The 9,712-nt window shown below is 62.5% G+C and carries 7 protein-coding genes; 4 read left to right on the forward strand and 3 right to left on the reverse strand.

Annotated features, from left to right (window positions below; translation table 11 throughout):
* The 3 genes from EN993_RS23995 to EN993_RS24005 all read right to left on the reverse strand — a co-directional run.
* Window positions 1-2,357, reverse strand: a 2,357-nt coding sequence (locus EN993_RS23995) for an efflux RND transporter permease subunit (protein ID WP_245468952.1), incomplete at its 3' end; no start/stop codon positions are given.
* The gene (locus EN993_RS24000) at window positions 2,354-3,517 is read right to left on the reverse strand and encodes an efflux RND transporter periplasmic adaptor subunit (protein ID WP_109659195.1); all 1,164 of its coding nucleotides are present in this window, start codon (window positions 3,515-3,517) and stop codon (window positions 2,354-2,356) included. The genes EN993_RS23995 and EN993_RS24000, both read right to left, overlap by 4 nt.
* 158 nt (window positions 3,518-3,675) lie before the next feature.
* Window positions 3,676-4,503, reverse strand: coding sequence for a MurR/RpiR family transcriptional regulator (locus tag EN993_RS24005; RefSeq protein ID WP_109661214.1), 828 nt, complete (start codon window positions 4,501-4,503; stop codon window positions 3,676-3,678).
* A gap of 144 nt (window positions 4,504-4,647) precedes the next feature.
* Between EN993_RS24005 and EN993_RS24010 the strand changes: the two genes are divergently transcribed.
* From EN993_RS24010 to EN993_RS24025, 4 genes are all read left to right on the forward strand, one after another.
* Window positions 4,648-5,472: an N-formylglutamate amidohydrolase gene (locus tag EN993_RS24010; RefSeq protein ID WP_109659197.1), complete on the forward strand. Its 825-nt coding sequence runs from the start codon at window positions 4,648-4,650 to the stop codon at window positions 5,470-5,472.
* Between the two features lie 22 nt (window positions 5,473-5,494).
* Window positions 5,495-7,036: an amino acid permease gene (locus EN993_RS24015; protein ID WP_109659199.1), complete on the forward strand. Its 1,542-nt coding sequence runs from the start codon at window positions 5,495-5,497 to the stop codon at window positions 7,034-7,036.
* 96 nt (window positions 7,037-7,132) lie between these two features.
* Window positions 7,133-8,503 carry a glutamine synthetase family protein gene (locus tag EN993_RS24020; RefSeq protein WP_127265001.1) on the forward strand — a complete coding sequence of 457 codons (1,371 nt, stop codon included), beginning with the start codon at window positions 7,133-7,135 and terminating at the stop codon, window positions 8,501-8,503.
* Window positions 8,504-8,638: 135 nt separating this feature from the next.
* The coding region (locus EN993_RS24025) for an aldehyde dehydrogenase family protein (RefSeq protein ID WP_127265002.1) at window positions 8,639-9,712 on the forward strand (1,074 nt) is incomplete at its 3' end.

Here is a 9,712-nt window from a genome sequence, read left to right on the forward strand (position 1 = left end):
GACATCGGCACGAAGCGGCCATCGGCCGTTTTCAAGAAGATGTTTTCCAGATCGGTCGGGTCGTTGATCGGATTGGTGGTCGAGACAAGCTTCACGCCATAGCTGCGGTCGGCGATGTAGACGTCGACGACGTCGTTGCCGTCGAGCATGGCCTGCAAGGTGTTGGCCAGCCCGGTGATGTCGATGCCGAGGTCGGAGGCGCGCTCGCGGTCGATGGCCACCGCCAGCTGCGGCTGCGTCGGGTCGATGGACAGGCGCGGGGTCTGGAAGCGCGGGTCCTTCTGCATCTCGGCGATGATCTTCACCGCCGCGTCGCCGAGCGCCTTGCGGTCGTTGCCGACCAGCGCGAACTGCAGGCCGTTGCCGGCACCGCGGATACCGAGGCTGTTGGGCTGCACCGGGAAGATGCGCACGCTCGGCACCTGCCTGGTCAGCCGGCTGATCTCGGCCATGATCTCCTGCTGGCTGCGGCTGCGCTCGTTCCACGGCGCCAGCGTCATCACCATGAAGCCGGAGTTGTAGGAACCGTTCTGGCCGGCGTTCTCGAAGGTGCTGCGGATTTCGCCGGAATCGCGCATCGGCTGGATCAGCTTCTCGATCTTCTGCATCTGCTGGGTGGTGTAGTCGAGGCTGACGCCTTGCGGGGCGCTGATGCGCAACAGCACGGCGGCGCGGTCCTCGGTCGGCGTCAGTTCCTGGCGGATGGTGCCGAACAGCGTGAAGGCGGTGCCGGCAAACAGCACCGCGACTAGGAGCACGATCCATGGTGCATCGAGGCAGGCGTGCAGGCCGCGCTTGTAGGCCGTATTGAGCACGCCGCCGATGCGGGCGCCGATGCCGTGACCGCCTTCGTGGTGGAGCGACGCGCTGGTCAGCATGCGCGAAGCGAGCATCGGGCAAAGTGTGAGCGCTACCACGCAGGACAAAAGCACCGACATGGCAAGCACGAAGCCGAACTCGCGGAACAGGCCACCGGTCTGGCCGGGCAGGAAGGAGATCGGCACGAAGACGGCGACGAGCGTCAAGGTGGTGGCAATGACGGCGAAAAACACTTCCTGCGCGCCAAGCACGGCGGCGGCGCGAGGCCCCATGCCTTGGTTGCGTCGTCGCACGATGTTTTCGAGCACGACGATGGCGTCGTCGACGACCAGTCCTGTCGCTAGCACCAGAGCAAGCAGCGTCAGGATGTTGACCGAGAAGCCGGCCAGATAGATGGCGGCGATGGTGCCGATCATGGCGACCGGCATCGACAGGCCGGGGATCAGCGTTGCGCGCCAGTCGAGCAGAAACACATAGATGACGATCAGCACCATGGTCACGGACAGGCCAAGCGCGATCTCGACCTCGTGCACCGCGCCCTTGACGAAGACCGCGTCGTCGCTGGTGATCTTGATCGACATGCCCTTGGGCAGGTTCTCCTGCAACTTGGCGACGGCCGCCTGGACGCCAGTGGAGATGTCCAGCGTGTTCGATTCCGCCTGGCGGATGATGCCGATGCCAATACCGGTCTTGCCGTCCGAACGCAGCGTGGTCTGGCCGACATCGGGGCCGAGCGTGACGGTGGCGACGTCGCGGATGCGCGTTGTACCGCCGACGATGATGTTTTCGAACTCTTCCGGCGTGGTCACGTCGGCGGTCGTGCGAACGATCAGATCCTGATTGGTCGTGGTGATCGAACCGGCCGGTGAATCGAAGGCAACAGAGGCAAGCGCCGCCCTGAGATCGGCAACCGTAAAACCAAGGCTGGCCAGCTTGTTCTGGTCGACATCGATGCGGAAGATCTTGTCGCGGTCGCCATAGACCTGGACGTCGGCAACGCCAGGCACGGCGGCCAGCTCGTCCTCGATCTGGTCCTGTACCACCACGGTCATGTCCTGGATCGACATGTTGTCGGCGGTCACTGCCAGTCGCATCACTGCGTCGGAATTGGCATCGGCCTTGACGATGCGCGGCGGATCGGCGGTGTCCGGCATCTGGTTGGCGACGCGGCCGACGGCATCACGCACGTCCGAGGCGGCGACATTGAGGTCGACACCATCGTTGAACTCGATGGTAACTCGGCTCGAGCCGAATGAAGAAGAAGACGAAATCGACTTGACGCCGGAGACCCGGGCGACGGCGCCCTCGATCGTGTCGGTCAGTTCGCGGTCGACGGTTTCGGCAGCCGCTCCTTCGAAGGCGGTGGAAACAGTGACGACCGCACGATCGACGTCAGGCAGTTCGCGGATTTCGACGCCGTAGAAGGCGGCGAGGCCGGCAACGGCAATGAGGGTGTTCAGCACGAAGGCCATCACCGGCCTGCGGATGAACAGCGCGGTGAAGCCGATATCGCTGGCGGCGTTGATGGTTCCGGTCATGAGCCTTTGGCCGCGCCCGCGGCGCTCTGCTCTTCGCCTGCGAGGCGGACCGCGCCGCCCTCGCTGACGCTCTGGGTGCCTTCGGTGACCACCATGTCGCCGCTGTCGATCTCGGCGTCGATCAGCACCGTCTCGGTGTTGCGCTGGATGATGCGCACCGGGACTCGCCTCGCCTTGCCATTCTCGATCTGCCAGACATAAGCGCCGTCCGAACCCCACAGGATCGCCAGCGGGCTGACGGCCGGATAGGTTTGTCCCGGGAATTTCATCGTGATGCCGAACGACATGCCGGCACGCAGCGAATCGGCCGGATTGGCGATCTTGGCCTTGACCAGAAGGGTGCGGCTCTTTTCATCGATGTGGTTGTCGATGGCCGAAACCGTGCCGGTATAGGCATTGCTGGGGTTGGCGATCGGCGTCGCCGTCAATTGCGCGCCGACCTTGACGGCGGCGGCGAAACGCTCCGGCACGAGGAAATCGACCAGAATGCTAGAGCGATCGTCAAGCGTGGCGATCGCCGACTGGTTGGTGACATAGTTGCCGGCGGAGATCGGCAGGATGCCGACGGTGCCGGCGATCGGCGCCAGAATTGACCGGCGCTGTAGTGCAAGTTCGGCATCCTGAAGCGCCAGCTTGGCGCCCGCCAACACCACTTCGGCGTCGGCAACCGCGACCGGTGTCGCGGCGTTGGAGGCACGCAGCGACTTGACGCGGTCGAGCTTGGATTGCGCATCCTGCAAGGCGAGCTTGGCCCGATCCTGAGAGATCACTTCGGTCTCGGAATCAAGCGTCGCGAGGATCTGTCCCTCGTCGACATGGCTGCCGGATTCGACCAGCAGTTCGGCGAGGCGGCCGGAACTGTAGGGATTGACGGTCACCGAGGCATTGGCACGGCCGGTGCCGATCGCCTGCAGGCGGTCGTTGATAACAGCCGAAGTGGCCGCCAGGGCGACCACGTTCACCCGCTGGTTGCCGCCATTGCGGCCGTTTGCCTGCTTGGCATTGGCGGCGCCGGTCTCAGCCGGGGGCGCTGCCGCATAAACCCAGTCTATTCCCCAGTGTACCAGCACATCCGGCGCGCCTGGATAAAAGCGCAGCCAGGCGGCTGCCGCCACAACCAGCACCACCAGCGCGACAAGTATCTGTTTCCAGGCGGCCATCGGCACTCCGGTTGGTAAAACAATCCTTCCGTCTACCGGTTTCCCGAAAAGAAGCAGACGCAGCGAGGCTATTATAAGGCAAGAAGCCACCCCGATATCGCGTCCTTATGACAACTCTCCAGTAACTGCGCACATTAAATATACGTAACGTTTGAAGCCTAACGCAGACTTTCCATCTCGCGGATGCGTTTGGCGCCCTCTGCTTCCAGCTGGCGAGTAACGGCGCCGATCAGCGTTTCCGCAACGACGAACAGGGCGGCCGAAGAGTCCCATGCCGACGGCACCGCGGTTCGTCCGGCGATGACATGGCGAGCGAAACGCGCGATCGGCGACAGCCACTGGTCGGTGAACAGCACGATCTGAACGCCGCGCTGATGCGCCTTCTCGGCGAAGCGGACGAGGCTGTCCTGGTAGCGCCTGATGTCGAAGATCACCAGCACATCGCGCTTGCCCATGTCGATCAGCCGGTCGCGCCACATGCTTTCCTGGCCGGCGAGGTGAAAGACATCAGGCTGAATGATGGCGAGGTGGGCGGCCATGTAACGCGCCAGCGGATCGGTGAAGCGGCCGCCGATCAGGAAGGTCTTGCCGCGCCGGTCGGCGAGCCGGGCGGCGATGTCGGCAAGCTGCTTATCGGACAGGTGCCTGAACGTCTCGCGCATATTGTCGAGCGTTGCTTCCAGCATCGGCGACACCGTGCCGCCGCCGGGCGAGGGCGGATTGAGCGTCCTTGTCGCCGGCGATTGCAGTTGCGCCGCCAGTTCGTCCTGCAGGCTCGACTGGAATTCCGGATAGTTCTGGAAGCCCAGCCGGGCAACGAAACGCAGGATCGTCGGCGAGGAAACGCCGGACGCGGCCGAGAATTCGGCCACCGTCTTCAGGCCGATCATTGGATAGGAAGCGATCAGCGTCTGGGCCGCGCGCCGTTCGCTGGCCGGCATCGTGCCGATGCGGTCGGCGATCAGTTCGGCAATGTTGGAAATCATCTTTTCCCCACCCCTGGCTCGGTCGATGGTCTTTTCCGAAATCGCATTTGACAAAGCCGGACAAACTGTATGAAATCATCCACAGGGACGCAATGAGGCAAAATACGTAACATAAGATACAGCGCTCCCCGGGGACGGCAGACTATGGAGAAAGCACGGCCCGCCAGCCTTGCATCGTCTGATACCGTGAGGGTGACGAACCCCGGCGGGTCAAGCCCTTTCATGCTGACCTGCGATCACGCCTCGAACTTCCTGCCCGCCGAATTCGGTACGCTCGGCCTTGCCGCCGAGGATCTGTCCCGTCACATCGCCTGGGATCCAGGCGCGCTGCCGGTTGCCCGCCGCATGGCGCAGGCGCTCGACGCGACGCTGGTCGAGACCTGCGTTTCGCGGCTGGTGATCGACTGCAACCGTCCGCTCGATGCGCCTGACCTCATATTGAGTGTCAGCGTCAGTGAGAGAACCGTTGTCCCGGCGAACCAGGGACTCTCTGTCGACGAGCGGGAGGCGCGTATCGCGCTTGCATGGCGCCCGTTCCATGACACGATCGAGAAGACCATCGAGGATCGGTTGGCGGCGGGGCTGGAGACACGACTGGTCTCGATTCACTCCTTCACCCCGGTCTTCAAGGGGAAGAACCGGCCCTGGCACATCGGCATCATCCATGACGAGGATCGCCGGTTGGCGGCACCGCTGATATCGGCGCTGAAGCGGCTTGCCGGTGTCACCGTAGGCGTCAACGAGCCCTATTCGCCGGCCGACCGCGTCTATTTCACGCTGGAACGCCATGCGCGCTCGCGCGGGCTGCCCTGCGCGATGATCGAAATCCGCAACGACGAAATCGCCGGCGAGACCGGGCAGCGGAAATGGGCGGATCTGCTCACGGGCGTTTTTTCGAATCTGGAGCCAGAGGAGGCCAAGGGCTCTCGATCAAGCGCAGTCGGAAAGTCAGTTCAATCGGCCAGCTAAGAACCAACAGGGGAATTCTGACATGACAACACCTGATCACTCTGACAAGTCGGAGGACACAAAAATCCTTCACAGTATGGGCTACGCCCAGGAATTGGCTCGCCGCATGAGCGGCTTCTCGAACTTTGCCATTTCCTTCTCGATCATCTGCATTCTGGCGGGCGGCATTACGTCTTTCCCGCTGGCCATGGCCACCGGCAGCGGTTTCGAGGCGACTGTCGGCTGGGTCATCGGGGGCGTCTTCGCCCTTGTCGTCGCCGCTTCGCTCGGCCAGATCGGCTCGGCCTATCCGACCGCCGGCGGCCTCTACCACTGGTCGTCGATTCTGGGCGGACGCGGCTGGGGCTGGGCCACGGCCTGGATCAACTTGCTCGGCCTGATCTTCGTCGTTGCCTCGGTGAATGTAGGCGTCTACCTGCTGTTTCAAGGGCTCGTCGCGGGTCCGATCTTCGGCTGGGACACATCGGCTTGGGGCTTCTGGCAGCAGACGGCGGCAGTCGTCTTGATTACCATCACCCAAGGCCTCTTTAATCATCTCGGCATCAAGACGACGACGATGTTGACCGACTTTTCCGGCTACCTCATCCTCGTTGTTGCGGTCGTCCTGACGCTGACCTTCCTGATCTGGGGGGCGCATGGCTTCGATCTTGCGCGGTTGACGACTTTCGTCAACACGACCGGCGATCTCGGTGGTGGCTATGTTCCGACGGCTCGCACCGCACTCGTGGCCTTCCTGATCGGCCTTCTCTATCCGCTTTACACGATCACCGGCTTCGACGCCTCGGCGCATACCGCCGAGGAAACGCACAATGCCCGCGTTGCGGTGCCCAGAGGCATGATCCACGCGGTCCTGTGGTCTCTCGTCTTCGGTTTCATCATGGCGGTCTCCTTCGTCCTCGCCAGCCCCGATCTCGTGGCGACCGCCAAGGACGGCGGCAATGCCTGGTTCAACCTGTTCAACAATCTGCCAGCGCCAACCTGGCTCAAGGCTCTGCTCGGCATCGCCATCGTGCTGTCGAACTATCTTTGCGCGCTGGCCGGCCTCACTTCGACCTCGCGCATGATCTTTGCCTTTTCGCGTGACGGAGGTCTGCCGGGGTCGTCTTTGTGGAAGCAGGTTTCGCCGACCTGGCGCACGCCCGTCCCGGCTATCTGGCTCGGTGTTGTGCTGTCGATCGCCGCCACGCTCTATTCGCCGGCTTTTGCGGCGCTCGCTGCTGGTTGCGCTCTCTTCCTCTATGTCTCCTACGCCATGCCGATCGCAGCCGGACTTCTGGCGGAAGGAAAGAGCTGGACCGAATTCGGACCGTTCCGGCTCGGCATCTGGTCAAAGCCGTTCGCCGTCATCACCGTGCTTGGTGTTCTGGTGTTGATGTATGCCGGCATCCAACCGCCCTTCGACATCCTGATCAACTATGCGATCGGATTGATCGTTCTGCTCGTCGTTTTGTGGTTCGCCGTTGAAAACCGCCGCTTCCAGGGGCCGCCTATTGGCGATGCGGCAATCGCCAAGCGCAGGGCGACCATCGCAGCGGCCGAAAAGGCCGTTGGCGAATCCGCCTAAACAGCCGATCAAACCGTGGCGGGTCCGCTCGCCACGGTTTTTTATTTCCGTTCAATATGACAAGCCCCAAACGACAAGCGCTGGAGTGCCAAAGGAATGGCCGGAAATTTCTCGTTCGATCAATTGAAGAAAGCGGTTTCCAGCGGCGAGATCGACACGGTGCTCGCTTGCATCGTCGACCTGCAGGGTCGGCTCGCCGGAAAGCGTTTCCTGGCGCAGTATTTCGTCGATTCCGCGCATGACGAGACGCATGGCTGCAACTATCTGCTGGCCGCCGACATCGATATGGAACCGGTGCCCGGCTACAAGGCGGCGAGCTGGTCGAAAGGTTATGGCGACTTCGTCATGAAGCCTGATCTCGCCACGCTGCGGCGCATTCCCTGGCTGGAAAAGACCGCACTCGTGATCTGCGACGTGCTCGACCACCACACCCATGACGACCTGCCGCATTCACCGCGAGCCATCCTCAAGAAGCAGGTCAAGCGGCTGACGGAGCGCGGCTATATCGGCTATTTCGCTTCCGAGCTTGAATTCTATCTGTTCAACGAGACCTACGATTCCGCCCGCAAGAAGCACTGGCAGGGTCTCGATACCGCATCGCCCTATATCGGCGACTACCAGATCGGCATCACCACCAAGGAAGAGGGCGTCATGCGCCGGCTTCGCAACGAGATGGAAGCGGCCGGCATTCCGATCGAGAATTCCAAGGGCGAGTGGGGTCCGGGCCAGGAAGAGATCAATGTGCGCTATGCCGAGGCGCTCGACATGGCCGATCGCCACGTCATCCTGAAGAACGGCGCCAAGGAGATTGCCGAGTCCGAGGGCAAGGCGATCTCGTTCATGTCCAAGTACAATTACGGGCTCGCCGGCAATTCCAGCCACATCCACAATTCGCTGTGGAGCGCCGACGGCAAGACGCCGCTGTTCTTCGACAAGAAGGCCGACTGGACGCTGTCGACGCTCGGCCAGCAATGGGCCGCCGGCCAGCTCAAATACGCCAAGGAGTTCACCTGGTTCCTGGCGCCCTACATCAACTCCTACAAGCGCTTTCAGGCCGGCACCTTCGCGCCGACCAAGATCATGTGGAGCGAGGACAACCGCACCGCCGGCTTCCGCCTGTGCGGCGAGGGCACCAAGGGCATCCGCATGGAATGCCGCATCGGCGGTGCCGACTTGAACCCGTATCTCGCCTTCGCGGCGCTGATCGCCGCCGGCCTTGCCGGCATCGACGAGAAGCTGGAATTGCAGAAGCCGTTTGTCGGCGATGCCTATCAGGCATCTCGTTTGCCGGAGATCCCGAAGACGCTGCGCGATGCCACCGAGACGCTGGCGAAGTCCAAGATGCTCAAGCAGGCGCTCGGCGAGGATGTGCTCGAACACTATGTCCACACCGCAAAATGGGAGCAGTTCGAATACGACCGCCGCATTACGGATTGGGAACTGCATAGAGGGTTCGAGCGGTACTAGGTATCGACCGTTCGTCGGCGCCGCTCCCTCACCCTTACCCTCTCCCCGTGAAGAATGGGGAGAGGGTGTCGGCAGGCGGATGAGGGGCAGCGCCAGGCCATACGATTTTTGTTGTAGAATACGAGGACTTACAAAATGACCGAGACGGTCAAACTCATTACCCCCATCGATGGCTCGATCTATGCCGAGCGGCCGATCGCAACAGATCAGGCGGTCAATGCCGCGGTCGAGCGTGCCAAGGCGGCGCAAGAGAAATGGGCGCTGACGCCGATCGTCGAGCGCGGCAAGTACATGCTCGCGATGCTGGAAGCGCTGGTCGCGATGACCGACGAGATCGTGCCGGAAATCGCCTGGCAGATGGGGCGGCCCGTGCGCTATGGCGGCGAATTCGGCGGCGTCAAGGAACGCACCAACTACATGGTCGAGATCGCCGAGCAGGCGCTCAAGTCGGTGCCGGCCTCCAACCCGAAGGACGGCTTCCGCCGCTATGTGAAGAAGGATCCGCTCGGCGTGGTCATGGTGATCGCGCCGTGGAACTATCCCTATCTCACCGCCGTCAACACCATCGTGCCGGCGCTGATGGCCGGTAATACCGTCATCCTCAAGCATGCGGCGCAGACGCTGCTGGTCGGCGAGCGCTTCCAACAGGCTTTCGACAGAGTGGGTCTGCCCAAGGGCGTGTTCCAGAATGTCGTGCTGAACCACGCTCAGACCGAGAAGCTGCTCGGCTCAGGCAAGATCGACCATGTCAATTTCACCGGCTCGGTCGGCGGCGGCCGCGCCATCGAAAGGGCAGCAGCGGGTACCTTCATGACGCTCGGGCTCGAACTTGGCGGCAAGGATCCGGCCTATGTGCTGCCGGACGCCAAGATGGATCATGCCGTTGCCAATCTGGTCGACGGCGCCTTCTATAATTCCGGCCAGTGCTGCTGCGGCATCGAACGCGTCTATGTGCACGAAAAGGTCTATGACGAATTCGTCGAGGGCTTCATCGCCGAGACGAAGAACTATGTCGTCGGCAATCCGCTCGACCAGGCGACGACGATGGGGCCGATGGCGCAGGCGCGCTTCGCCGACCTGATCCGCGAACAGAAGGCCGAGGCACTGCGCAAGGGCGCGGTGGCGCACATCAACATGAAGGTGGCTAACGACAAGGCCGGCTCGCCCTATCTGGCGCCGGAAGTGCTGACCAATGTCGACCATCAGATG

Origin of the sequence: Mesorhizobium sp. M7D.F.Ca.US.004.01.2.1 (genome assembly GCF_003997785.1) — a bacterium.
Taxonomy (GTDB): domain Bacteria; phylum Pseudomonadota; class Alphaproteobacteria; order Rhizobiales; family Rhizobiaceae; genus Mesorhizobium; species Mesorhizobium loti.

Excerpts from the sequence above, each read along its gene's own strand:
- EN993_RS24000 (WP_109659195.1), bottom strand. The coding sequence starts at position 3,517 with ATGGCCGCCTGGAAACAGATACTTGTCGCGCTGGTGGTGCTGGTTGTG.
- EN993_RS24010 (WP_109659197.1), top strand. The coding sequence starts at position 4,648 with ATGGAGAAAGCACGGCCCGCCAGCCTTGCATCGTCTGATACCGTGAGG.
- EN993_RS24005 (WP_109661214.1), bottom strand. The coding sequence starts at position 4,503 with ATGATTTCCAACATTGCCGAACTGATCGCCGACCGCATCGGCACGATG.
- EN993_RS24015 (WP_109659199.1), top strand. The coding sequence starts at position 5,495 with ATGACAACACCTGATCACTCTGACAAGTCGGAGGACACAAAAATCCTT.
- EN993_RS24020 (WP_127265001.1), top strand. The coding sequence starts at position 7,133 with ATGGCCGGAAATTTCTCGTTCGATCAATTGAAGAAAGCGGTTTCCAGC.